We start from the raw sequence: 24157 nt of genomic DNA, 5'->3' as shown, positions 1-24157 counted from the left end.
TCATGAGTCATCATCTCGGCCCGGAAAACGGGTCGTTAACTCAAAAAGAGGGAGCCGCATCGCCATCTCGTCGGCGTTTGCTGCAAGGGTTGGGCATGATGGGCGGCGCGTTGGCGCTAGGCGGGAAGGCGGTGGCGCAGGCGGAGGACAAAACAGCAGAACCGCTGGCGCAGCCACAGGATGAACGTTGGCAGAAACAGCCGTTCTATGGCCCGCATCAGGCGGGTATTCTCACCCCACAGCAGGCGGCAATGATGCTGGTGGCCTTCGACGTGTTGGCCACCAATAAACAGGATCTTGAGCGGTTATTCCGGCTGTTGACCACGCGTATTACCTTTCTCACCAGCGGCGGAAAAGCGCCGGAGATCGACCCTAAACTGCCTCCGCTGGATTCTGGCATCATGGGGCCGGAAATCTACCCGGATAACCTGACGATCACCCTGTCTGTCGGAGCTTCGCTGTTTGATGAGCGTTTCGGCTTGCAGGCGCATAAACCGCTGCGTTTGCAAAAAATGACGCGTTTCCCGAACGATTCGCTGGATGCCGCTTTGTGCCATGGCGATCTGTTGCTGCAAATTTGCGCCAATACCAATGAAACCGTGATCCACGCGCTGCGCGATATCATCAAACATTCACCGGACTTGCTCAGCGTACGCTGGAAGCGTGAAGGGTTTATCTCTGCCCATGCGGCGCGCAGTAAAGGTAAAGAAACGCCGATCAATCTGCTCGGTTTTAAAGACGGCACCGCCAACCCGAAAACCAGCGATAAACCGCTGATGGATCAGGTGGTATGGGTGGGAAATAGTGAAGGCGAACCTGCCTGGGCGGTGGGGGGCAGCTATCAGGCCGCACGTATTATCCGTTTCCACGTAGAGTTTTGGGATCGGACGCCGTTGCAGGAGCAGCAAACCATCTTCGGCCGTGAAAAGCACAGCGGTGCGCCGTTGGGTATGCAGCATGAGCATGACGAACCGGATTATGCCAAAGATCCTGAAGGCAAGATGATCCCGCTGGATGCGCATATTCGGTTGGCCAACCCACGCACGCCGCAAACCCAGAGCAGCCTGATGCTGCGCCGGGGTTACAGTTATTCGCTGGGCGTCTCTAATTCCGGTCAACTGGAAATGGGGCTGCTGTTTATCTGTTATCAGGCGGATCTGGAAAAAGGTTTCCTGGCGGTGCAGAAACGGTTGGATGGCGAAGCCTTGGAGGAATACGTCAAGCCGATTGGCGGCGGGTACTTCTTTGTATTGCCGGGGGTTAAAGAAGCGGGTGATTATTTGGCCAGCGGCTTATTACAAGCCTGAAACGTTGACCGATCGGTTAAAGGCACAGTGCAGACTGTGCCTTTTTACTTGCTTATATTTTAATCTGGCAATCAAAATGTCATTGCCGGATTTTAATCATAACTTGTTGATCTAAATTGAGGATTAAATTTTTCTGGCAGGGCGTAAACGGCGTGATATAGTGTTTTTGCGTGTTCTGAAAACAAGACAATTAAATTTATTTACATTTTAGTAACACGCCGAGTTTGAATGTCATTATACTGTAATCATCTGGCGGTAGTTTCACACGGTGCACAGCTTGAAGCTGTAAATATCACTGCGGGGATCGCTAATGGTAAAGTCCTTGGTTGGGCTACAAAAGACAAATAACATCTCCTCCCTGATGACTCGTTATAACGAGGGTGCCCCCTCCGCCTCTCAATTTCTGACTGAATCCTGGCTCTCCTTTCGCCCTAATCTGGCTGTCACACTCTCTTATTATCGACAAACCGCGTTGTCCTGCGAAGAAACGGTGCATTGCCATGCTGCCGCATATTCGCGTTATTCATCGGCTTATATTGGCTCTAAAGGAAGCCAAAACCTAATACGTGTGTGAAACATAATCGCGCGACACCTGATGCCGCTGCGGTAGGTGAAACAAACTGTAAGGTGCCAACTATGGGAAGACAAAAAGCAGTGATCAAAGCACGTCGTGAAGCCAAACGCGTTATTCGTCGTGACGCACGTAGTCATCGCCAGCGTGAAGAAGAAAGCGTGACCTCGCTGGTACAAATGGGTGGTGTTGAATCTATCGGCATGGCACGCGACAGCCGCGATACTTCTACTATCGAGGCGAGAACCGAAGCTCAAGGTCATTACTTATTAGCCATAGAAAACAAACAGTTGATATTTGCCACTGGCGAAGCTGGTTGCGGCAAAACGTTCATCAGCGCTGCCAAAGCGGCAGAAGCTCTGATACATAAAGAGGTGGATCGGATTATTGTTACCCGTCCGGTTTTGCAGGCGGATGAAGACCTCGGCTTTTTGCCTGGGGATATCTCTGAGAAATTCGCCCCTTATTTCCGGCCGGTGTATGACATTTTGCTGCGCCGTTTAGGATCGTCGTTTATGCAATACTGCCTGCGACCAGAAATCGGCAAGGTAGAGATCGCGCCTTTCGCTTATATGCGCGGGCGTACCTTTGAAAATGCGGTGGTGATCCTGGACGAAGCCCAGAACGTCACGGCAAGCCAGATGAAGATGTTCCTGACCCGTTTGGGCGAGAACGTGACGGTGATCGTCAATGGGGATATCACCCAGTGCGATTTACCACGCGGCGTGAAATCCGGCCTTAGCGACGCGTTGGAGCGCTTCGAAGAGGACGAGATGGTGGGTATTATTCGCTTTGATAAACAGGACTGCGTCCGCTCGGCACTGTGCCAGCACACGCTCAACGCTTACGATTAATCGAATCGCTGTTAATCAACGGGGTGCCAAGTGGCACCCCGTTTTGTCTGCACTCTGCAACTTCAAATACGCAGGAAGAAGTATCAGGCAAAAATCGTCATCATATAAGCGGCGAACAGCGCCAGATGCGCGGTGCCGTTCAGCACGTTGGTTCTGCCGGTAGAGAAGGAGATGTGGCACAGGATCAACACCGTCAGCATCACCACCATATGCGGTGCTTGCAGGCCGAAGATCAGCGTCTGGCCGGTCAGGGTGGCGATAATCGTCACCGCAGGCACGGTCAGGGAGATAGTTGCCAGCACGGAACCGAAGAACAGGTTCATGGCGCGCTGTACCTGGTTATTCAGCACTGCACGTAATGCCCCCAGCCCTTCTGGCGACAGAATCAGCAACGCCACCAGGAAGCCGGTGAACTGCGTTGGTGCATTCAGCTTGGTCAACAGGCCTTCCAGCGGATTGGCGTTGAACTTGGTCACGGCAATTACCGCAACCAGATGCACGATCAACCACACCGCATGCCATAGGCTGCTGTGAGAAGAGGGTTTACCGTGATGAGGGTCGCCATCGTCACCGTCGTCTTCGTGTTCATACACGAACAGGCTTTGGTGGGTCTTGGTCTGGATCAGCAGGAACACGCCGTACATCGCCGCCGAAATCGCCGCCACCAGCAATGATTGCCCAACGCTGAAGTTACCGCCCGGTAGCGCACTCGGCAGCACCAGCACGATGATCGCCAACGGGAAAATCGCCATCAGATACTGTTTGATCCCACCGAGGTTAACGTACTGGGTGGCGAATTTGCGCCCACCGAGCAGCAGGGCAACGCCAACCAGCCCAGCGGTGACAATCATGATGATCGAATACAGCGTGTCGCGCATCAGGGCGGGTGCGGCGTCACCGGTCGCCATCAGTGCCGAGATCAGGCTCACTTCCAGAATCACGACCGACAGGCTGAGGATCAGCGAGCCGTAGGGTTCGCCGAGCCGATGGGCCAGCACGTCGGCATGACGCACCACGCTGAAAGCACTGCTGAGGATCCCCACCAGCGCCACAATATTAATCGCGACAATCAGCGGAAAACTGGCGGTACCGCCCCACAGGTTGAGCACAACCAGCGCAGCAATAGGAAACATGAGTGAATATTCGGTATGGCGGGATTTGGATCGGCCAGGATCGTTGTGCGACTTCATTTCGGTGATTCTCCTTCTCAAACTGCATGGCCCGTCATCGCAGAACACCCGAAGAAGCGGCCGTTCTGCGTATCCAGAAAGCTGTTACGCCCCAAGAGTTTCAGACCGCAGGCAGGTAGCGACTCAGCGGATCCCCGTAGCTTGTAAACCAAGTAGCCGGAGCGTGCAAAGGCAACCAACCCCTGCTGCTTGAAAGGCGAAGGGGACAATAATAATAGGATACACCCTGCGTATGACACCGGGTAATGATGTGATGTTGTTTTAACTTGGGAAAGCAATGGGTTGCTTTATGTGACAAGCCTAACAAAAAAACCGCAGTTTATGCGGTTTTTTTTACGTACTTTTACGTAAGAACGTGCTTTTTTTATGCTAAGTGACCATAAAATCACTTTAGCCATGCATTATCGTGGTAAATCAGACAGAAATTGACCGTTAGGCGTCAATGTTATCCATAATCTCATGCCTTTTATGATGATAACCCTCCTCATTTAGCCCTTCACGCCAGTAAGGTACGGCATAAAGCTGGTTACGATCGCATTTCCATTCGCGGCGCAGGTAACGGCGCAGCTCTACCACCAAGCGATCTTCACCCGCCAGCCAGAAATGCGTACCCGCCTGTGGCAGCGGTTGGGCACGGAATTGGGTGATGAGTTCCGCGGTTTTCTCGGTGCTGCCAATGAACCAGCTCAGTTCAACGCCAGCCGGTTTTTGCAGGTCAATCATATCTGCCGGTGTATCGACGCGAATAAATGCATGCCCTGCGCTGCCGGAGGGCAGGTTTTCCAGCAGAGCGGCGATCGCGGGCAGTGACGACGGGTCACCTGCCAGACAATAAAAATCTGCGGCTGGCAGCATGGGTTTCGGGCCACCAGGGTTGCTGATACCGATTTTATCGCCTGGTTTAGCCTGGCGAGCAAAGTTCACCGCCGGGCCGCTGTGATCGTGCAGCGCGAACTCAATATCGATCTCCGCCTGCTGTGGCCGCACGGCACGTATCGAATAGGTGCGGATGATCGGGCGCAAAGCGTCGGCAGCCCATACTGGCCCATTGTCGCTCAGCGTGGGGAGATCCGGCTGCGTTTGGCCTGCGAGTGGCAGAAAGACCTTAATATGGGCAGCGGCGGCGTCTGCTGGGTAATGGCATAAGTCCGGAGCGCTGAAGGTGATACGGCGCAGGTGTGGCGTAATATCGCGCAGACGGGTTACTTCGATCAAATAGGGGGCGCGGGTGCGTGGGGTATCGGTAGTCACAGTGTTCTCCTTTTATCATTCTGCGCCGAGTATATCATGCCATATGATAATGAGAATCGTTTGATTTGTGTGGGGCGAAGTCTGTCTGCTGGGAGAGGGACTGTTTTTTGTATGGGCCACTTGGTTAAGAAAATGTTTGAGAGATGACGGTAGGGGGAAAATATTACCGCAATTAATATTGACGCTGTTACATCCCAATACTTTCTCACACTAAATTAGCGTGGAAACTTGATTACATTGCAAGAACCGAATAAGGTTATTTATATAACAGCGGTGTTATTGAATTAATAAATTTCCGCAAAACTAAATTTCAAAGATGCAGTGGCGAAAAGGGATTAGGGCAATCCTATTCCCAGGAGGTTGTAGTCGGTGTTAACACGAGATTTTCTGCAAAAGGCAGATTGCAAAACTGCATTTGGCACAATTGAAGAGTCGCTGCTGCTAACACCAGAACAGCGTTTGGCATCATTGGAGTGTACGCTGTCACGCCGCCCAGATAATAGCCCGGTGTGGATATTTGGCTACGGTTCACTGATGTGGAACCCGGTATTTGAATCCGACGAAGTCCGGCCTGCCACTTTGCAGGGCTGGCACCGCGCGTTCTGCCTGCGGTTGACCGCCGGGCGCGGTACGCTGCATCAGCCAGGGCGCATGCTGGCACTGAATGAAGGCGGGCAGACCACCGGCCTGGCGTTTCGGTTGCCGGAAGAGAAACTGCATGAAGAACTGGAGCTGCTGTGGAAACGCGAGATGATCACCGGTTGTTATCTGCCAACCTGGTGTGATCTGACGCTGGAAGATGGCAGAGTGGTGAGCGCGCTGGTGTTCGTGATGAACCGGCAGCATCCGTTGTTTGAGGAAGATACGCGCCATCAGGTGATTGCCCCCTTGATCGCCCGTGCCAGCGGCCCGTTGGGCACCAATGCGCAGTACCTGTTTGCGTTGGATAAGGAGTTAAAAAACTACGGCATGCAGGACGACTACATTGGCGATCTGGTCAACACGGTGCGCCAATGGCTGCAACAGCACAACAGATCTGGCCTGATCGGTGGTGAAGCTACCGCTTGAGCAAGATCGCTCAGGATTTCTCTTCATGGCGCAGGTTGTTGCGCCATGCTGGTTTTTATCTCACCGCTTATATATCTAATCCCTCTATTTAATAACTTTTCTCTGCATGGCCTTTTTATCTTCGCTTGGATAAATTATCTTAATGCATTGATTTAGATGGTTTTATTTTATTTTTCAAATAAAATGAATTAATTGGCAACCAGGCAAGAGGCATTTAGTATTAAAAGGCATAAGTAAAGGTTATTTCTTATTTGTCCCTCCTGAGCAGATTCCGTATCAATGTTGTTAACAATATGGGTCGCAAGAGGGCATTGGATGAACTTTCAGCAATTAAAAATTATCCGTGAGTCGGCACGCTGCAACTACAACCTGACGGAGGTTGCCAACACTTTATTTACCTCGCAATCTGGGGTTAGCCGCCATATTCGTGAGTTGGAAGAAGAGTTGGGGATCGAGATATTTATCCGTCGCGGGAAACGGTTATTAGGCATGACGGAACCGGGTAAAGAACTGCTGGTAGTGGCCGAGCGTATCCTGAACGATGCGAATAATATTCGTCGTCTGGCCGATGTTTTCAGCAACAATGATTCCGGCCAATTGCATATTGCCACCACCCATACTCAGGCGCGTTATAGTCTGCCGGGCGTGATCAAAGAGTTTCGTGCGCTGTATCCGCGCGTGCGAGTGGTGCTCAATCAGGGCAACCCGGAAGAGATTGTGGCGATGCTGGCTTCCGGCGAGGCAGATATCGGTATCGCCAGCGAACGCTTGTTCAATGATGAGTCGCTGGCGGCTTTTCCTTATTACCGCTGGCACCATGCCATTCTGGTGCCGGAAGGGCATGAACTGACGCGCCAGCCACGGATAACGCTGGAAATGCTCAGTACGTTGCCGTTGATCACCTATCGCCAGGGGATCACCGGGCGTTCGCGGTTGGATGAGGCTTTCAAAGCGGCAGGGCTGACGCCGGATATTGCACTGAGCGCCCAGGATTCTGACGTGATCAAAACCTATGTTGAACTGGGGCTAGGGGTGGGCATCGTTGCCGATATCTCTTTTGAAAAAGAGCGCGATCGTGGGTTGGTCTGTCTTGATGCCGAACATCTGTTTGCAGCCAATACCGTCTGGTTGGGGTTGAAACGCAGTCAGTTACAACGCAATTATGCCTGGAAATTTATCCAACTCTGTAATCCCACGCTTTCACTGACGGAAATTAAAGAGAAAGTGTTCTCAGCCCAACTGGAACCGGTGATTGACTATCAGATTTGATGCCGGAAGCGTTTAGCACGGTGAATGCTGGTTGGTTTGCCCTCGCGTGGTGCAAAGATGCATGACGGTTGTGCGGTTGTCTCGGGTTTAGTGGCGTTATGCCTGAGATTTCGGTCTGAATAAACTGGCATACAAACTGCATTCAGTCACTGCCTGGGTTGTTCAAACGGGCAACTAACCATGATTCGTTTAAAAGCGTCCGTTCAGCATGTTTACCCCAATGGTCGAGCGTGCTGTTCGGACGTTTTTTATTTTACTCGGGTGTGCCGTTGGCAAGACCCAACTTATTGACGATGGACAGCAGGCTATCGGTCAGCAAAGACTGGAGATCGCCGTACCAGAACTGCTGCACGCCGGTCAGAGTGATATACAGGTAAGAACCTACGCCGAGGGAAAAACAGAGCAGAGTAAGTATGACTCTGCTGGGGAGGTCTTTTAGATTTCCGTACACCATGACCATAAAGATCAGTACAAAAATCATCATATTGAATGAGTAGCGGTTGGAGATCTCTTCAAAGCTGCTGGTAGCGAAGAATATTGCACAGGTATAGAGAAACATCAGACGCACGGAGTAGGCCGCTCGCTCAAATTGCTGGGAGGGCGAATGGAACTTGTTGCGAGCAAAGATATAAAGCGATTCCACCACACCGATATATAACAGCGTCACCATGATTTTTCGTGCCGGGTTATTGCCGTAATCGCCGGTGACGTAGGCTTCTGCCCTGGTGGCCAGAAAGTCATTACTCAGCATGCTGGTTAGTTTTGGCATCAGAAATGCCCCGCCAAAATAGCACACGGCAAAGATAAGCAGGGCGGTGAGGGTGGAAAGTGTACGCAATCGCTGTGGCAGCAGTACAAAAGGCAAGAAAAGATACGCGGAGAAATGGCTTAGTGAAGCCATGATAATCCACAGCAGCATACGTCCGCGATGCTGTTCCGACACGGCGAATACCAGGAACGACAACGCCAACCCTTGGCGCAGCAGGTTGCCGTATAACCCTTGGAAGTTATATTGGCAGCAGAACAGGAACAGAATTGCAGCAAAGTAGATGCTGGAAAGCCGATACACACCGATGGCTAAGACCACAAAGCTGACAATAAAGAACAATGCGAAGGCACCATTATTGATGCCAAATAAAAGAGCACAGAGTTTGAACAAGAAGTGAGAAATGAAATCGGCACCGGAAAATTGTTCTAGCCATTCCACCAGGTTGTAACCGTCACTCTGTTGTATTTCAAAGTAGTAGCGGACCTTGTCATTCATCACCGAATCGAGGTTTTTGGTCGCGAGTGGAACAACGCTCGCGACCATCAGCATGATGAAAGCCGCGGCGTTTAAAGCGTGGCTGGATTGCTGGCGTAAAATGGTCACAGCGGCAATTAAGCCAGCACCGAGCACCAAAGCAATATAGGGAGCGATGTAGAAGCCACCGGCTGCGCACAACAATAGCAACCAACGGAAACCTGAGCCTTGATTCAGAGAAGTTGAAAACGAATGGCTCATCGAAGTCAGCATGGTAAGTTCCGTCGTTTTAATCGTGCTGTGTAGGCTAACATTCGGCTCTGATCGGGCACAGTAAGTTTTAATAAAACCATCAAGGTTTCATATTTCACGTTGATACGGCTGATTTATGCCGTATTTTTACGTGTAAAATTCTATCAGCAGTAAGATAAAAGTAGGTTCCACTCGATTGATCGTTACGGTGTAGAGACTTGAAACGTGTTTCCCAAAATAAGGGGGTAATAGGTGTCGTCAGCAAATTTACCCATAAGGTTCCTGGCAGAGTGTCAGTTATTACGATATTTAATCTCCGTTACCCTGTTGTCGAAAGAGTATTATAAAATTGTAAAAATAGAAGTCCGTGAGGCTAATTCATCATCACAGGTTCAAATTCTAATCATTTGTAGGTACTCGCGTTAGCGTTATTGATCGCAATATGTTTTTCATCGGTAACTTTTAATATATAAAGATCGCAAGCGAAATCTGATGAGATAGTTCTCATATATTGATAGCCACGCACTTTATATGAGAATAAGCAATGGGATTAAGTGGAAAATTATTTTTTGCGATGGGATTTGATTCGGATTTCACAAAAAAATATCAGATATAAAAAATATGACTAAATATTTTTCTTGATATTTATCAATAAAGTATGGATTTTTAATCCTATTGATATCGCCATGTAACATCTGTTTTTCTTGTTTAATAATAAGAATTATCCTGATTTTTTTTAGAGTAAATAGAGGGCTATAAAATAAAATCAACGTGTTTTATGGAAAGTAAACCGTAAAATAAGTATAACTCGCCGAGTTTAGCTTTAATACCTTGAACATTTTTTCATATTTCTATACAAAGTGTTTAAGACGAGTACATTAAGGAAGTTTAAAGTGAATATTGAAAAAAGGATAAAAATCAGAAATCTCGACGTTCTGATACCGTCCAGAAAAAAATTCCGACTGCGCTGGAAGGAGTACCAGATACTTTCACTTCTTGTTTCCCGTTCGCCTGAACTGGTCAGCCGTTCAGAAATTATAGAAAATATATGGAAAGGAACCTACTGTTCAGATTCTACGATAAATCAGACCATTAAATCCATTCGTCAAAAAATTGGTGACGATGGTCATACCATGATCAGAACCATTCCTCGCCTGGGATATAAGGTGGAAAACAAAGAAGTCTTCCAGTTTATTTCTGAAGAGGATGCTTTCGTTCCTGATGAGTTATTGCTCAATGAAGATAAGGCCGAAATTGATATTCAATCGGAATCGTCTGTAATTATAGGTGAGGGTGATGACGAAATGAAGGCGATAGCCGCCTCTGAAAATAGAGAGTTGCATGACACATTAGTACAGGAGCAATCTGGCCTAGCAGAAAAAGCATTTATTACCAGCAAATCACCCGCCTCAAATGGTTTTTCTCCGGTACTGCTGAGCCGGAGCATGAAATATCTGGTGGTGTTCATCTCGCTATTGGTTATTTCACATTTATCCTATGTACTGGGTTATCAGACCCGGCATCCGATGGTGAGTGAGATTCAAAAAAAACCGCAGCTGGTACTTTCGTTAACGCTTAATGGTTCCCGCAGCTCTTCTCCACAGGCGCTGATTTGTCTATACCATGAAGGCAGCCAGATGGAAATGCGAATTGAATGTATCGATCCTAAGCCTACCTCATTCCAAGAACAAACGAGGTATGAGCTTTCGGCTGTGCATGGCAGCAGTAAAATCTGGCTGACTTTACCGAGCAAAACCAAGGAATATCAGGTGAAGTATGATGCTAAAAGTTAGTCTCTAGATTGATTTCATCTTTGATTTTAATTTTACAACCGCAGGGTAGTATTATTTCATTATATATTATTTGAAAGCCGAATAAAAATTGCTCAGTCTGATGATTATTCTCTGATACCTATTTGTGCTCTACCGTGAGAGGTGTCGGAAGATATTGACGCATGGGAAACCTGACTGAGACTGAGCGATAAATTATGGACAAACGTAAAATAGCTATTATCGGTGGTTCCGGCTTTATTGGAACCTGGCTGGTTAAACGCCTGAGTGTTCGTCGCGACCTGCTGTTGAAAATCATTGATATTAAGGAGAGCAAATATTTTCCACAGTTGTATCAGTATGGGGATGTGACCCAGCCTGAGAGCTTGCAGCAGGTGCTGGCCGGTTATGATGCGGTGATCAACCTGGCGGCTGAGCATCAGGATAATGTCGATCCTATTTCACTGTATTATCAGGTTAATGTGGAAGGTGCGCGCAACGTTTGCATGGCGGCAGCGGCACAGGGGATCCGGCAGATTATCTTTACCTCCTCGGTGGCGGTATATGGCTTTGTGGAACAGGAAACCGATGAGCAAGGGGTTTTTGAACCCTTTAACCATTACGGCAAATCGAAGCTAGAAGCTGAATATGTCTATGAGGCATGGCGTACGGCGGATAATGCTAACAAGTTGACCATCATCCGCCCAACGGTGGTATTTGGCGAAGGGAATCGCGGTAATGTTTATAATCTATTTCGGCAAATTGCCAGTGGCCGTTTCGTAATGATCGGCAGTGGCAATAATATGAAATCGATGGCGTACGTGGAAAACATTGCCGCCCGACTGGAACACGCATTAGATCAGCAATCAGCCTATCAGGTGAGTAATTATGCGGATAAACCGGACTTGACCATGAATCAACTGGTCAGCGTTATCTCATCTTCCCTTGGGCAGAAAAATAAGATGATTCGCATTCCCTATTTATTAGGAATGTGCGGTGCGACGGCGCTGGACATTATCAGTAAGGTCAGCCGCAAAAAATTCCCGGTTAGTCGCGTAAGAGTACAAAAATTCTGCGCCAGAACTCAATTTAAATCCAATATAAAGAATAATTTTGTCGCGCCGGTTGATCTTAATCTGGCAATCGAAAAAACGATTAAGCATGAGTTTATTCAAAGATAAACCGATATCGAGAATGCCGTAATTGAGTAGCTTAACAGCGGCATCATGAGTATTGCACAGCGTCACGTTTTGCCTGTGCTTGTCGATAACGTTCTGGGGTCGTAGTTCAAGGACGATAATGCACTTATTGGCTGGGGAGGGAACCATGTTATATCAACAGGGAGGCATATTTATTCTTGCATTATTGCTGCTGGCGATAATACGTCAGGCCGCACCGCGAATCGGGTTGATGGATAAACCCAATGCCCGCAAACAGCATCACGGGCACATTCCGCTGGTCGGTGGGATTGCTCTATACCTGACCATGATGCTGGTCACCCTATGGCAGCCAGAGTGGTTGCCACACAGCGCTTGTTATCTGCTGTGCGTCAGCATACTGCTCCTGCTGGGTGTGTTGGACGATCGTTTCGATTTGCCGGTCACCCCGCGCGTTATCGTGCAGGGAGTGATAACGCTGATCATGATAGAGAGCGCTGGGATGCAATTAAATACGCTCGGCTATTTATGGGGGCATGACGAATGGTTGCTCGGTGGTTTTTCCTGGCTGCTTACGCCGCTGGCGGTCTGGGGGGCCATCAATGCGTTCAATATGGTTGACGGCATTGATGGGCAGTTGGCGGTGTTGTCGTGCATTGCTTTCTCGACGCTGGCGATACTGTTTGCCCTGAATCAACAAGGCGATCTGGCGTCGTGGTGCCTGGCGCTGATGGTTTCACTGGCGGCTTTCCTGCTATTCAATCTTGGCGCGTTTGGCGCGGCTGGCAAAATCTTTATGGGGGATGCTGGCAGCATGGTGGTGGGGTTTACCGTGCTGTGGCTGCTGTTATTGGCCACCCAAGGGGAGCAACCTGCCATGCGGCCGGTCACGGTGCTGTGGGCGATCGCGATTCCCTTGATGGATATGGTGCAAGTGATGGCTCGCCGCCTGCTGCGCCGCCAGAGCCCGTTCCGTGCTGGGCGCGATCATTTGCATCATATCTTGATGCGGCGGGGTCTTAATGCCCGCCAGACCTTGGGCATGAGCAGCCTGCTGGCGGTATCCATGGCCTGTGTGGGCATTATCAGTGAAATGCTGTTGCTGCCAGAAAATGTAATGCTGCTGGCATTCATCATCTGTTTCCTCGGTTACTTCATATTGTTGCGTGAACCTCGTCAGAGCCCAACCTATGCGGGGAACCCCTCCGTGGACGGCTGACTTTTACCTCAGCAACTTTGCTTAAGCGGCCTCGCTGAGGCTGGTGTTATGCGCACACGACGGGTAATCAAGGAAATGAAACCATGAAGAATAGCGTGATGCCGATTGTGTTGGCAGAATCGGATGAAAAACTGGATTGGGAACGGCTGATTGGCCCCTTATGGGATGGTCGCTGGCGTATTTTGCTGGCCACCGTGCTGGCAGCGGCGATCGGGGTGGGTTATGCCCTGTTGGCAACGCCGGTGTATCAGGCCACCACGCTGGTGCAGGTGGAGCAGCCGAATAGCGGTGCTTCTCTGTTGCAGGAAACCCCAAACGCGACGCTCGGCCAGGCATTAGCCACTCAGGATGAGGTAGCCCTGGTAACCTCGCGTTTTGTGCTGGGGAAAACCGTCGATGAACTGGGTTTAACGGTGCGGGTGCAGGCCGATTATTTCCCGCTGTTTGGCAAAGGTATTGCCCGCTTGCAGGGCGAGACGCCGCCTGCGGTGACCATTGCCGAGTTAGTGGTCCCGGCGTTGATGCTGGGAGAAAAACTGACGTTGACGGTTCTGGATCAGCAACGTTTCAGCCTGAGTCAAGGCGATCGCGTGTTGTTGAGCGGCAGCGTTGGGCAACCAGAGCAGCAAGGGCCATGGCGCATTCAGCTCAAGGCCTTGGATGCGCTCTCTGGTACCACGTTCACCGTCACCAAAGTGGCTCGGCAGACCGCCGCCGATGATTTGCGCAAGAACCTGAGCATTGTGCCGGGTGGCAAAGACAGCGGCATCATGAGCTTCAAGCTGGAAAGTGAAGATCCACAACAGGCGCAGGCGATCTTGCAGAGCCTCACTGGCCACTACCTGCAACAGAATGTCGATCGCAAAACCGAAGAAGCGCAGCGAACGCTGGCGTTTTTACAGCAGCAATTGCCAGAGACACAGGCCCGATTGACCCAGGCAGAGAATCAGTTGAACCAGTTTCGCCAGCAGAATGACTCGGTGGATCTGTCGCTGGAGGCCAAATCGGTGCTGGATACTCAGGTGCAACTGGAATCTCAGCTTAATGAACTGACGTTCAAAGAAGCGGAAATCTCCAAACTCTACACTTACCAGCACCCGGCCTACCGCGCGTTGCTGGAAAAACGCGCCACGCTAGAGGCAGAGAAAGTGCGTCTGGGCAATCAGGTGCAGACGCTGCCGAAAACCCAGCAAGAGATCCTGCGCCTGACGCGTGACGTACAGGTGGATCAGCAGGTTTATCTGCAATTGCTGAACAAACAGCAGGAGGTGAGCATCACCAAGGCTGGCACGGTGGGGAATATCCGCATTGTTGATGAGGCGGAAACCACCCTAAAACCGGTAAAACCGCAAAAAATACTGATTGTGATCCTGGCGGTACTGGTGGGCAGCGTGTTGTCGGCCAGCGTGGTATTACTGCGGGCCGCATTCCACCGTGGCATCAGCGGGACCGAGGTGCTGGAACGAAACGGTATCAATGTTTACGTCACCGTGCCGCTCTCTCTGTGGCAGCAGAAACGCAACCGCAGCCAGCAACAGCAGTTGAACAGAAACCGCGGTGACAGGTTGCCGATTCTGGCGCGGGAAGAGCCGGGGGATCTGGCGGTGGAGGCCCTTCGCAGCCTGCGCACCAGCTTGCATTTCGCCATGATGGAAGCAAAAAACAATGTTCTGATGGTCTCTGGTGCCAGCCCGGCCAGCGGCAAGAGTTTTACCTGTAGCAACCTGGCGGTGGTGATCGCACAGGCCGGTCAGCGGGTGTTGCTGATAGACGCTGATATGCGTAAAGGCTTCCTGCATCGCTGGGTGAATATCGGTTGCGAGGAAGGGTTATCGGATATGCTGGCGGGGCAGATCGCCCCTGAATACGCGATCAAAGCCACCGATATTCCCCATCTTGATTTTGTCCCGCGCGGGCAGGTGCCGCCGAACCCGTCGGAGCTGCTGATGCACCCGCGTTTTGCCGATTTCCTGCGCTGGGCCGGGCAGCATTACGATCTGGTGCTGATCGATACTCCGCCGGTGCTGGCGGTGACCGACGCAGCGATTATCGGCCATCATGCCGGAACGGTGATGATGGTGGTGCATTTTGCCGTCAATACCCTCAAGCAGGTCGATACCAGCCTCCGGCGCTTTGAGCAAAATGGCGTGCTGGTCAAAGGGGTGATCCTCAACGGCGTAGTGAGGAAAACGGCGGCGGAAACCGGTTATTACCATTTTGCCTATCCGAGCCACCCGGCAGCGGCGAAGCCGGGCGGGGATGTATAGCGGCATGAAGGCAATCCTCGTTAATACCTTATGGCTGATGCTGGAGCGAGTCTCGCTCAGCCTGTCAGGGATCTTTGTGTCGATCTACGTGGCGCGCTATCTGGGGCCAGCACAGTTCGGCACGCTCAACTACCTGCTGGCAACCGTCGCGATTGTGGTGCCGCTGGTGCAGTTGGGGGCCGACAGCATCATTTTCAACCGCATCGCCCGGCGGCCGCACAGCGGTATCCGATTAATGCTGGCGTCGATGCGGTTGCGTCAGCGGCTGTTTTTGCTGGTAACGCTGCCCTTGCTGGCGTGGAGTGCCGCTACTCAGCCGCTGCCCGAGCAATTAATGACGCTGCTGTTACTGGTCAGCGCCTATTTCTCCATTCAGGACGTGTACAAGATTTACTACGACGCCAGATTGCAGTCGAAACGCAATACCTTGATCAACAATTTGGCGCTGTTGCTCTCCATCGCCCTCCGGCTACTGCTGGTGAGCGCGGCGTTGCCGTTAGTGTGGTTTGCCGTGCCGTATATTTTCAGCAGCGCCATCCCTTATCTAGTGCGCCGCTGGCTGTTTCAGCGGGAACAGCCCGCAAAGCCAGCGTTTTCACGCCGTCAGGTGCGAGGTTACGGCCGCTATCTGCTGTCGGTCGGGCTGCCACTGGCGATCTCCAGCCTGTCGATTGTGATCTATATCCGCATCGATCAAATCATGCTCGGCAATCTGATGGACGATCGGGCCGTTGGCTGGTACAGCGCGGCCATGACGCTGAGCCAAGGCTGGGTATTTGTGCCGATGGCGTTAATCACTTCGCTGATGCCGGGCATTGCGGGCAGCCGTGAGCCGCAGGAGCAGGAAGATCGCATTCGGGCGCTGTATCTGTTGGTGCTGGTGTTGTCTGTGCCGGCGTTGCTGGTATCGCTGCTGTTTGCCCGGCCGATCGTTGAATTATTGTATGGCGAGGCCTTCCAGCAGGCGGCGGACATTCTGGCTATCGGTACGCTGACTTCGCTGTTTTCGCTGTTGGGAACGGTGTCCTATCGCAGCATCGTTCTGTTCTCTGGCTACCGTTTTATCGCTATCAAGATGCCGCTGGTGGCGCTGGCCAATGTGCTGATGAATCTGGCGTTGATCCCGCGCTACGGCCTGACGGGGGCAGCGGTTTCCACGCTGTTGGCTGAATTCCTGTCATTTTTTGTTCTGAACAGTTTTTTCCGTGGCGGAAAGATCACCCGGCTGCAACTGACCTGTTTTTACTGTCTGCCACGTTTTCTCAGCAAGCTTAAGGAAAGAGCATGTTAAGTACATTAGTTAAAAGCATTGCCAAGCGTTTGCCTGATGCACTGCATCATCAGGTGAAGTACGCCATGTTTTACAAGAGGCTCCCCCGTTTTGCGCATCCTGTCGGCTTCAGCGAAAAAATCATGCGCCGTAAGGTGTACCCGCGCAGCATCTACACCACGCTGTCAGATAAATACAAGGTGCGAGAATTTATTGCGGGCCTGTGGGGCGAAGAGTATCTGGTGGAGCTGTATGCCCATGGTAATGAACTGAGTTATGACACCTTCAGCAAGCTGCCGCAGGCCTTTGTGCTGAAAGCGAATCATGGCAGCGGCTACAACAGACTGGTGTTTGATAAAAGTCAGGTCAGCTACGCCGAACTGTACGATCTTGCCTGCCTCTGGATGCGCAGCAATTTCTATCATCAGAGCCGTGAAAAACATTATCAGGGTATTGAGCCTTGCATCATGGTGGAGCGCCTGCTGCTGGAAAACGGCGAGGTGCCTAAGGATTTTAAGCTCCACTGTTTTAACCGCGACGGCGAAATCCGCTTTTTCATCCAGGTGGACTACCAGCGCTACACTTCTCCTCGCCGCGATATCTTCGACATTAACTGGAATCGCACCGAGATCCGCCTCGGCCTGCCGAATGCCGAAATACCGGCGGAGCGTCCGAGCCGGTTGGATGAAATGCTGTTTCTGGCGCAGCAGGTGGCAGAGCAATTTTCCTATGTGCGAGTGGATTTTTATCAGATCGACGAGCGGGTTTATTTTGGGGAACTGACGTTTACCGCCGGTGCCGGATTATGCAGGTTAATGCCGAAGAATATCGAGCAGGAATGGGGCAGCTATTTTACTGAGTAATCACCTATGCAGAAAATACTTCCCAAGCCGATATTCGCAGCCAGGTTATTGAATCAAGCTGCACAAACTCAGGTAATGCCTGCGGTGATATTTACCTTTTTGCTGAGTTTTTTCTGCAAAACGTTCCTGACTTCCGGGGCACATTTATTCATGCTTTGATTATAGCTTCACTCTTGTTGTTGTTCTGCTATTGCCAATTGTTGCGCAACCTGGTGTTTCTCAGCCGTTTTATGCGCTGGGTAGTAGTGGTTTTTTTGTTAACCACCCTGACCGAAACGTATTTTTTGGTGCCGGTGTTTAATATTTCGCTGTTATTGCTTTACCAGGCTAAAAGTTTTTATCAACTAAAAAACTGAGGTAGGGAATGGATTTCTCAATTGTTATGCCGATATATAACAGCGCGGATTATCTGGAAAGGAATCTGGCGCGTATTTTCGCTGCTTGCAGCGGTTTTGATTATCAGATTATTTTGGTGGATGACTGTTCAAACGACGATGATATTGCCCAAATCAGGCAACTGGTGGCCGCTCATCGCCATATTATGCTGTATGAGAAAGCGAAAAAGAGTAATGCCGCCGAGTCTCGCAATATCGGTGCTCGGCTGGCGCAGGCGGAGGTGGTTTTTTTTCTCGACTCTGACGACTACTTTACCACGCACTATATTATGCGCCGGTTGAAACGCCATGAAGATCAGTATATCGACATTATTTTTGGCAATTATGCTGAAGTCCGCGGTGATTCGGTCAGGGACTTTGCCTTTAATTATAAAAAGGGCTCGGCAGGCGAGGATTTTCTGTTTCTGGAAATGGGGGATATCCGTTCTTCCACTATCAGCCTGCGTAAAAAACGCGATCGTCGTTTCCTGTTCCCAGAGTTTCTTGGCAAACATCAGGACTGGGGGTTTCTGGTCAATGCCACCAAGCAGGGAGCGAATGTGGTGCACGATACGGGCAGCGGGGTGTTTCTCGATATCGGCCGCCGTGGGCGTATGACCACCAAGCTGAATCTGGAGGCCAGCGAACAGTTTATTGATGCCTTCCTGCACCCCAGCGATCGCCACATCAGCGGCTTTGCCTGCAAACATTTGCTGGTGTCGCTCTACAACGAGAACCAGTTGGCCTTCAACTATTACTCTTCTCGCATTCTGCGCCACACCCTCAGCAGTAAATTCAAACTGATCAAGCTGTATGGCGATTGCCTGGCCCGGTTAGGGCTATTCCCGCTGGGCGGCAGACTGCTGCGCGGCGCTCGTAACAATTTTAGGTGGTGATATGCAGCAACGTAAGGTGGCGATAGTGATTGAAAATATCGGCGGTAAAGGGGGCACCGAGCGTGTCGCCAGCGGCTTGGCGAATGCGTTGGCACGATTACCTGGCTATGCGGTCACGCTGTTTTCTATTAGCGGCGATCGCGCATTTTTCCCACTCGACACCGCCGTTACGCTGCGCTTTATGCCGGGCCGCCGTGGCGGTTGGCCCTGGCACTTGGCTTTGGCCCTGCGCCGGGGGGGATTCCACGCCATCATCCCGGTGTCGATGGGGCGTCTTTCGGTGATTATTGCACCTTATTTACGTCTGTTATGCCCTAACAGCCGCTTGCTGCTCAGTGAACACGTCAGTTTTCACCAATATCCGCGTCTGATGAAGTGGCTCAAGCTGGCGGTATATCGGTTCAGCGATCGAGTGATTTTCCTTACTCGGCAGGATCGCGATGCCATTGCCCGCTGGGTGCCACAGCGCAAGTGTCTGGTGATCGAAAACGTATCGCCTTTCCCCGTGCAATCTCCACGGGCCGAGCAACAGCAACCTCTGGCACTGGCGATCGGGCGGTTAAGCCATCAGAAGGGGTTTGACCGGTTGATTACCGCCTGGCAGCAGATCGCCCGGCAGGCCCCTGAATGGCGGTTGGTGATCATCGGCGACGGCCCCGAGCGTGGCGCATTACAACGGCAAATCGAACGGGCTGAATTACAGAAGTCGGTGCAACTGCTGCCGGCCACCGCTGATATAGCCGCCTGGTACCGGCGTGCAGGGTTGTATCTGATGACCTCGCGCTATGAAGGGTTGCCGATGGTGCTGATTGAAGCGATGAGCTTCGGCCTGCCGCTGGTGGCTTATAACTGCCAGACCGGCCCGGCGGAACTGATAGATGACGAACTTAACGGTTATCTGATTGCCGATGGCGATCAGGCCCAATTTTGCGCCAAAACGCTGGCGCTGATTGCCGATCCCGCGTTACGCCAGCGTTGCTCACAGGCATCGCTGATCAAAGCCGGGCGCTTTACGCCCGAACGTATTTATCCCCAATGGCAGCAGCTTATTGCGTAAGGAACAGATAACACATGGAAAAAGTGTCGGTCATTATGCCCGCCTACAATGCCGCGGCATCCATTGAGCAGTCGATCCTCGGCGTGCTGAATCAGAGCTTTACCGATTATCACCTGTATGTAATTGATGATGCCTCCACCGATCGGACGGCAGACATCGTACGGCCCTACATTCACCCGCGCCTGAGCTATATCCGCAATGCGCGCAATCAGGGCGTGGCCGCAACGCGCAACATCGGAATTGAGGCCGCACGCGGCGACTATCTGGCTTTTTGCGACAGCGATGATGTCTGGCGTGCAGATAAACTGGCGCGGCAGGTGGGGATCTTGCGATCCGGCCGCTACGACGTGGTGTGCTCCCATTACTATACCTTCGAAGATGATCCTGAACGGGTGAAAAACTACCGGGGTTCTGAGGAGATTATCGGCTATCAGGACCTGCTGAAAAGCAACTGGATTGGCAACCTGACTGGCATCTACAACCAACGGCGGATCGGCAAGGTGTATCAGAAAAGTATCGGCCATGAGGATTACGCCATGTGGTTGGCGATCCTGCAAAATGCGCGCAACCAACTGGCTTACTGTGTACCGGAGCCTTTGGCGTTTTATCGCCTGTCGGCCCAGTCGTTATCCGGTAACAAAGTGAAGGCCGCCGACTGGCAGTGGAAAATCTATCGCGACTATCTGGGGCTGTCGTACCAGAAATCCTGCTATCTGTTCTTCGCTTACCTGCTTAACGCCATGATGAAAAGGCAATAAGTATGATGCAACGTAAGGCAGTGCTGTTAGCTGGGTTATTGACCATAACGACTTTGCAGGCTGAGATTTGTACGCCGAATCTGCTGGTTAACCCCGGCTTTGAGCAAGGCAATACCGGCTGGAAACTGGCCGGTGCGCAGGTGGTGGCAGACGCGCACGGCGGGCGTGCCAGCCTGCGTTATCAGAATAGTAACCCTGAGCGTTATCACACTTTCAACCAGTTGTTAAATGTGCAGCCGGGGCAAACGATTGATTTCGGCGGTTGGGTGAAAAGCCGTAATGTGCAGGGGGTTGCCCAAGATCAAGGTGCCAGTATTTATCTGCAAAGCTTTGATCGGCAAGGGCGCTTTCTTGAAGGCAGCTATCCGCCAGGGGTAACGGGCGATGGCGGCTGGCAACCGATCGGGGCGGTTTATACCGTGCCGGAACAGGCTGCTCGCACCACGCTGGGTGTTTACCTGCGTAAAGGCAGCACCGGCATGGCTTGGTTCGACGATCTTTATGCCTGTGTACGGCCAGCCCAGCCCAGGCTCTATCAGTGGGTGGATCCTCATCAGCGGCTGGCGACCACGTTGATTGAGGTGGCCCAGCCGCAACAGGTGCAACTGGACAGCACCTTGCTCACCCGCCAGGGTGTGATAGTGAAAACCACCCGCCAGCATTATTGGATTGAACAGCAACAGCGGGTGCCGTTCGGGCTGCCGGAGGGGATGGCGCAAGGGGAGTATCGCTTGCATCAGCAGGTGATTGAGCTAGCGACCCGAAGTCAGCAGAGCAGCGATCTGTTGTTGCAGATTGGGCAACCGGCAGCGAGAGTCGCCATTGATGGGCAGGGCTTTGTGCTGCGGGGCGGTAAACGCTTTTTCCCATTGGGCATTTACGCCAATATGACGCAGGATCGGCATCTGTCGCGCATCGCGGCGGCCGGTTTCAACACCGTGCTGAACTATAACTACGGCAGTAGTAAAGATCCTTACGCCTTCTTTCGTCAGGCCAATAAGCATGGCTTGCAGGTGATCTACTCTGTCAAAGATCTGTACCCCGGCACGCGCTTTGCGCCGCCGACACGCCAGTCTTATCCGGCATTGACCCAGTGGTTGGTCGAGCGCTTGCGGGAGCAGCCTAATCTGTTGGCCTGGTACATCAACGATGAGTTAGGGCAGGAATATATCGCGCAGATTGAGCAGAAAAACCGGCAGATTAAACAGTTGGATCGCCATCATCCCACCTTTCAGGTACTGAATAAAACCGGTTATCTCAACGCCTATTTCAACAGTTCCGATATTCTGGCAACCGACCCTTATCCGGTGGGGGTTGATCCTGATCTAACGCGAAGCGGTGATTATGCCAGGTTGACTACCCAGGCGGCGCGCGGAGTGAAAGGGGCATGGGTGGTGATTCAGATTATGGATCATGCGGCTTACGATAGCCGCCGTAACGCGCATCAGCCTTCGCAGCAGGAAATCCGCAATCAGGCTTGGCAAGCGTTGATCGGTGGCGCACAAGGGTTGCTGTTCTATTCGTATACCGATCTGTTTTATAAACAAAAGAACGGCCAGTTTTCCCAACAGGAATTCGATGGCATCTGGCGTGATGTGGCGGTGGTTGCGCGGCAGACCGGCGAATTTATGCCTTATTTGCTGTCTGGCCAGAGCCAGTTACTGACAGGAGACAATACCGCGGTCGCTGCACGTCTGTTTATGCACGGCGATCGGGGCTTACTGATGCTGGTGAATCCTTACTATAAACCCGTATCAACCCGTTTTGTGCTGCCCAGCGGCTGGGCATGGCAGGGCGATCAACAGATAACGGTCAATTTACCCTCGATCGGCAGCAATGTGCTATGGTTGCATCGTCAAGAAAAAACCTTCCCATGAGGTAAGGTTCTCACCGTTGTTTTATCAGGCGCGATAATATTGACTCTGTGTTTGTGGGGTGTCCGCGGGGCGTTTTGACTCATCAGTTAAGAACTAACTTATCGAGATCCTGTGGATCTCTTTTCGCCGTTGATTTACGCTGTCGCGCGCCCAAATAAACGTGGTTTGTCACATTAGTTAAATGAACGGAATCAATCAGTAAAAATCACTTTTAGCGTTTCTTTTATACTGATTTTAATCAAGGGCTTAGCAAATATTGGCGTGTTATTGTTGATTAATAACGTTTGATATTGGTTGAGTCGAATTATGGATAAGCAGACTGAATAACTAAAATGACGATTGAAAGTCTCCCCCACATTGTACTTCCGCTCAACATTATTGTTACAGGAGTGGCATCGCCAACGCATGGTGTTGCATCGTTTGCGGTGGCAGCCTTAAACGATGCATTATCCCGCCATCATTTTGCCCATGATTCTGCTGATATCGCTTCACGCGATGATTTAGCACATGCGCGCAAGCGATTGCCTGCCACGCCAGCGGCGTTGAGCCCTGCCAGTGTGATTGATTCCACCACAGGGTTGACTCTGGGTGGCAGGGTGCTGCTGCCATGAGAGTGCTGGTGACTGGGGCAACCAGCGGGCTGGGGCGCAACGCGGCTGAGTGGCTACTGGCTGCCGGGTATCAGGTGCATGCAACCGGGCGCGATGAGGCTGTCGGGCGTTTGCTGGTGGCGCAGGGCGCGAAGTTTACCGAGCTGGATCTGACCCGCGCGGGCGTGGAACAGTGTGAGCAACTGATGGTCGGCTGTGATGTGGTCTGGCACTGTGCGGCCAAATCTTCCTCCTGGGGAAGAAGCGCAGAATTTTATCAGATCAATACCTATGTGACCGATAAACTGGCTCAGGTGGCCGGGCGCTGCGGGATACGGCGCTTCATTTATATATCAACCCCCGCCGTCTATTTTGATTTTCAACATCGCCACAATATTGCGGAAGGTGAGTTTGCTGACAGCTTTGTCAACCATTATGCCGCCAGCAAGTTTGCCGCCGAGCAGAGTATCGCGGCGCTGCTGCATCTTTATCCGCAAACCACCTACCTTATCTTGCGGCCACGCGGCCTGTTTGGGCCGCACGATCGGGTGAACGTGCCCCGAATACTGGCCCAACTGCGGCGTAGTAAAGGGGCGCTGTACCTGCCGGGTGGTGGCAAGGTCTGTCTGGATCTGACCTTTGTGCTCAACGTGGTGCATGCCCTGGATCTGGCTAGCCGCAAGGAGCATTTGACCTCTGGCAGCATTTACAACATCACCAATCAGCAGCCGCAGCCGTTGGCAGAAGTGCTGGAGCAATTGCTTATAAAACAACTCGGCTGGCAATATCGCTTGCAGGCGGTGCCTTATCCACTGCTGCTGTCCTTGGCATGTGGGATGGAAATGTTGGCGTTTATCACCGACCAAGAGCCTGCGTTGACGCGCTACAGCGTGGCGGCGACCTATTTTGATATGACGCTGGATAACACCAGGGCGATCGAAGAACTGGGTTATCGGCCGCTCTATAGCATGGAGCAGGGGATTGAGCTGACCGGGCAGTGGCTGAAGCAGCAGGGGATTCTGGCAACGCTGGGGCGGAAGTAGCGGCTCCGCAGA

19 protein-coding genes are annotated in these 24157 nt (G+C 51.7%); 16 read left to right on the top strand and 3 right to left on the bottom strand.

Annotation, left to right across the window (positions count from 1 at the left end; genetic code table 11):
* Nucleotides 1-2: 2 nt before the first annotated feature.
* Together efeB and phoH are read left to right on the top strand one after the other, a co-directional pair.
* Nucleotides 3-1307, top strand: coding sequence for an iron uptake transporter deferrochelatase/peroxidase subunit (gene efeB, locus ACX9GT_RS15085; protein ID WP_473187549.1), 1305 nt, complete (start codon nucleotides 3-5; stop codon nucleotides 1305-1307).
* A 636-nt stretch (nucleotides 1308-1943) separates the two neighbouring features.
* The gene (phoH, locus tag ACX9GT_RS15080) at nucleotides 1944-2732 is read left to right on the top strand and encodes a phosphate starvation-inducible protein PhoH (RefSeq protein WP_473187548.1); all 789 of its coding nucleotides are present in this window, start codon (nucleotides 1944-1946) and stop codon (nucleotides 2730-2732) included.
* Nucleotides 2733-2815: 83 nt separating this feature from the next.
* Here phoH and chaA read toward each other — a convergent pair whose 3' ends face one another.
* Both chaA and ACX9GT_RS15070 read right to left on the bottom strand, forming a co-directional pair.
* The gene (chaA, locus tag ACX9GT_RS15075) at nucleotides 2816-3922 is read right to left on the bottom strand and encodes a sodium-potassium/proton antiporter ChaA (RefSeq protein ID WP_473187547.1); all 1107 of its coding nucleotides are present in this window, start codon (nucleotides 3920-3922) and stop codon (nucleotides 2816-2818) included.
* A 432-nt stretch (nucleotides 3923-4354) separates the two neighbouring features.
* Nucleotides 4355-5173: a siderophore-interacting protein gene (locus ACX9GT_RS15070; RefSeq protein WP_473187546.1), complete on the bottom strand. Its 819-nt coding sequence runs from the start codon at nucleotides 5171-5173 to the stop codon at nucleotides 4355-4357.
* Nucleotides 5174-5542: 369 nt separating this feature from the next.
* Here ACX9GT_RS15070 and ACX9GT_RS15065 point away from each other — a divergent pair, with 369 nt between their 5' ends.
* Together ACX9GT_RS15065 and cbl are read left to right on the top strand one after the other, a co-directional pair.
* Nucleotides 5543-6241: a gamma-glutamylcyclotransferase gene (locus ACX9GT_RS15065; protein ID WP_473187545.1), complete on the top strand. Its 699-nt coding sequence runs from the start codon at nucleotides 5543-5545 to the stop codon at nucleotides 6239-6241.
* Between the two features lie 315 nt (nucleotides 6242-6556).
* A complete protein-coding gene (gene cbl / locus ACX9GT_RS15060) occupies nucleotides 6557-7510 on the top strand; it encodes an HTH-type transcriptional regulator Cbl (protein WP_473187544.1) in 954 nt (317 codons plus the stop codon).
* A 253-nt stretch (nucleotides 7511-7763) separates the two neighbouring features.
* Here the strand turns inward: cbl and ACX9GT_RS15055 are convergent, their stop codons facing one another.
* The gene (locus ACX9GT_RS15055) at nucleotides 7764-9026 is read right to left on the bottom strand and encodes an EpsG family protein (RefSeq protein ID WP_473187543.1); all 1263 of its coding nucleotides are present in this window, start codon (nucleotides 9024-9026) and stop codon (nucleotides 7764-7766) included.
* A gap of 872 nt (nucleotides 9027-9898) precedes the next feature.
* On the opposite strand from ACX9GT_RS15055, the gene ACX9GT_RS15050 reads away from it, so the two are divergent.
* The 12 genes from ACX9GT_RS15050 (at nucleotide 9899) to ACX9GT_RS14995 (ending at nucleotide 24145) form a co-directional block, all read left to right on the top strand.
* Nucleotides 9899-10798, top strand: coding sequence for a winged helix-turn-helix domain-containing protein (locus tag ACX9GT_RS15050; RefSeq protein WP_473187542.1), 900 nt, complete (start codon nucleotides 9899-9901; stop codon nucleotides 10796-10798).
* Between the two features lie 194 nt (nucleotides 10799-10992).
* Nucleotides 10993-11955, top strand: coding sequence for an NAD-dependent epimerase/dehydratase family protein (locus ACX9GT_RS15045; protein WP_473187541.1), 963 nt, complete (start codon nucleotides 10993-10995; stop codon nucleotides 11953-11955).
* 145 nt (nucleotides 11956-12100) lie between these two features.
* Nucleotides 12101-13150 carry a UDP-N-acetylglucosamine--undecaprenyl-phosphate N-acetylglucosaminephosphotransferase gene (wecA, locus tag ACX9GT_RS15040; protein WP_473187540.1) on the top strand — a complete coding sequence of 350 codons (1050 nt, stop codon included), beginning with the start codon at nucleotides 12101-12103 and terminating at the stop codon, nucleotides 13148-13150.
* Nucleotides 13151-13233: 83 nt separating this feature from the next.
* Nucleotides 13234-15417 (top strand): polysaccharide biosynthesis tyrosine autokinase, encoded by a 2184-nt coding sequence (locus ACX9GT_RS15035; protein WP_473187539.1) that lies wholly within the window; start codon nucleotides 13234-13236, stop codon nucleotides 15415-15417.
* 4 nt (nucleotides 15418-15421) lie between these two features.
* Nucleotides 15422-16708, top strand: coding sequence for a flippase (locus ACX9GT_RS15030; RefSeq protein ID WP_473187538.1), 1287 nt, complete (start codon nucleotides 15422-15424; stop codon nucleotides 16706-16708).
* Nucleotides 16702-17550, top strand: a complete 849-nt coding sequence (locus tag ACX9GT_RS15025; RefSeq protein ID WP_473187537.1) for an ATP-grasp fold amidoligase family protein — start codon at nucleotides 16702-16704, stop codon at nucleotides 17548-17550. Before ACX9GT_RS15030 ends, ACX9GT_RS15025 begins: the two co-directional genes overlap by 7 nt.
* 364 nt (nucleotides 17551-17914) lie before the next feature.
* Nucleotides 17915-18820 carry a glycosyltransferase family 2 protein gene (locus ACX9GT_RS15020; protein WP_473187536.1) on the top strand — a complete coding sequence of 302 codons (906 nt, stop codon included), beginning with the start codon at nucleotides 17915-17917 and terminating at the stop codon, nucleotides 18818-18820.
* A 1-nt stretch (nucleotide 18821) separates the two neighbouring features.
* Entirely contained in the window at nucleotides 18822-19877 is a 1056-nt protein-coding gene (locus tag ACX9GT_RS15015) for a glycosyltransferase family 4 protein (RefSeq protein ID WP_473187535.1), read from the top strand.
* Nucleotides 19878-19891: 14 nt separating this feature from the next.
* Nucleotides 19892-20635: a glycosyltransferase family 2 protein gene (locus ACX9GT_RS15010; RefSeq protein WP_473187534.1), complete on the top strand. Its 744-nt coding sequence runs from the start codon at nucleotides 19892-19894 to the stop codon at nucleotides 20633-20635.
* A gap of 5 nt (nucleotides 20636-20640) precedes the next feature.
* Nucleotides 20641-22512 (top strand): carbohydrate binding domain-containing protein, encoded by a 1872-nt coding sequence (locus tag ACX9GT_RS15005; protein ID WP_473191601.1) that lies wholly within the window; start codon nucleotides 20641-20643, stop codon nucleotides 22510-22512.
* 332 nt (nucleotides 22513-22844) lie between these two features.
* Complete coding sequence (locus ACX9GT_RS15000; RefSeq protein WP_473187533.1) at nucleotides 22845-23123, top strand: hypothetical protein; 279 nt, start codon at nucleotides 22845-22847, stop codon at nucleotides 23121-23123.
* Nucleotides 23120-24145 (top strand): NAD-dependent epimerase/dehydratase family protein, encoded by a 1026-nt coding sequence (locus tag ACX9GT_RS14995; protein ID WP_473187532.1) that lies wholly within the window; start codon nucleotides 23120-23122, stop codon nucleotides 24143-24145. The genes ACX9GT_RS15000 and ACX9GT_RS14995 overlap by 4 nt, the downstream gene beginning before the upstream one ends.
* The last annotated feature ends 12 nt before the right edge of the window (nucleotides 24146-24157 follow it).

It is taken from the genome of Serratia sp. YWN4 (assembly GCF_055790845.1).
This window is presented reverse-complemented; position numbering and strand designations above follow the sequence as displayed.

Bases quoted from the DNA above. Each gene is read 5' to 3' on its own strand.
- efeB (WP_473187549.1), top strand. From the start codon at position 3: ATGAGTCATCATCTCGGCCCGGAAAACGGGTCGTTAACTCAAAAAGAG.
- phoH (WP_473187548.1), top strand. From the start codon at position 1,944: ATGGGAAGACAAAAAGCAGTGATCAAAGCACGTCGTGAAGCCAAACGC.
- chaA (WP_473187547.1), bottom strand. From the start codon at position 3,922: ATGAAGTCGCACAACGATCCTGGCCGATCCAAATCCCGCCATACCGAA.
- cbl (WP_473187544.1), top strand. From the start codon at position 6,557: ATGAACTTTCAGCAATTAAAAATTATCCGTGAGTCGGCACGCTGCAAC.
- ACX9GT_RS15055 (WP_473187543.1), bottom strand. From the start codon at position 9,026: ATGCTGACTTCGATGAGCCATTCGTTTTCAACTTCTCTGAATCAAGGC.
- ACX9GT_RS15045 (WP_473187541.1), top strand. From the start codon at position 10,993: ATGGACAAACGTAAAATAGCTATTATCGGTGGTTCCGGCTTTATTGGA.
- wecA (WP_473187540.1), top strand. From the start codon at position 12,101: ATGTTATATCAACAGGGAGGCATATTTATTCTTGCATTATTGCTGCTG.
- ACX9GT_RS15035 (WP_473187539.1), top strand. From the start codon at position 13,234: ATGAAGAATAGCGTGATGCCGATTGTGTTGGCAGAATCGGATGAAAAA.
- ACX9GT_RS15030 (WP_473187538.1), top strand. From the start codon at position 15,422: ATGAAGGCAATCCTCGTTAATACCTTATGGCTGATGCTGGAGCGAGTC.
- ACX9GT_RS15025 (WP_473187537.1), top strand. From the start codon at position 16,702: ATGTTAAGTACATTAGTTAAAAGCATTGCCAAGCGTTTGCCTGATGCA.
- ACX9GT_RS15020 (WP_473187536.1), top strand. From the start codon at position 17,915: ATGGATTTCTCAATTGTTATGCCGATATATAACAGCGCGGATTATCTG.
- ACX9GT_RS15015 (WP_473187535.1), top strand. From the start codon at position 18,822: ATGCAGCAACGTAAGGTGGCGATAGTGATTGAAAATATCGGCGGTAAA.
- ACX9GT_RS15010 (WP_473187534.1), top strand. From the start codon at position 19,892: ATGGAAAAAGTGTCGGTCATTATGCCCGCCTACAATGCCGCGGCATCC.
- ACX9GT_RS15005 (WP_473191601.1), top strand. From the start codon at position 20,641: ATGCAACGTAAGGCAGTGCTGTTAGCTGGGTTATTGACCATAACGACT.
- ACX9GT_RS15000 (WP_473187533.1), top strand. From the start codon at position 22,845: ATGACGATTGAAAGTCTCCCCCACATTGTACTTCCGCTCAACATTATT.
- ACX9GT_RS14995 (WP_473187532.1), top strand. From the start codon at position 23,120: ATGAGAGTGCTGGTGACTGGGGCAACCAGCGGGCTGGGGCGCAACGCG.